Here is a 469-nt window from a genome sequence, read left to right on the forward strand (position 1 = left end):
GATCTACGGAGATACTTCCTCCAATCGGATCTATGATCCAAATCAGATTTCCAGAACATATAGTTGGTATCTTTCTAAAACGGAAGATCGGAATGGAAACTATATGCAGGTTACTTACGATACTTCCAATTATTCAGAAAAACGAAACTTATATATTCAAGAGATCAAATATACTGGCAATAGCAGAAGTGGTTTTCCTGCAAAACAATATGTTAAATTTATCACAAAGTCCAGAGGAGACTCATACGTAAGCAAGGCACCCGGCTTCACTATGGTCATGGACAGACTTCTAGATAAAATAGAAGTCGGTTGGACAGGTGGAAAACTTTGGACTTATAATCTTGTATATGATACTTCTTTCGATTCAGGAAGACCTATTCTTAAAACAGTAGAATCGGATCGCCATACTACAAAACCTGAATTCAAATACAGTAGTTCTTCTCGTGTATTAACTTGGCAGAATATAGCA

General features: G+C 36.5%; 1 protein-coding gene. It reads left to right on the forward strand.

Going from position 1 to position 469, the window contains the following annotated elements; translation table 11 throughout:
* The coding region (locus EHO65_RS19850; protein WP_279632296.1) for a SpvB/TcaC N-terminal domain-containing protein at window positions 1-469 on the forward strand (469 nt) is incomplete at both ends.

Source organism: Leptospira andrefontaineae, from assembly GCF_004770105.1.
Taxonomy (GTDB): Bacteria; Spirochaetota; Leptospiria; order Leptospirales; family Leptospiraceae; genus Leptospira_B; species Leptospira_B andrefontaineae.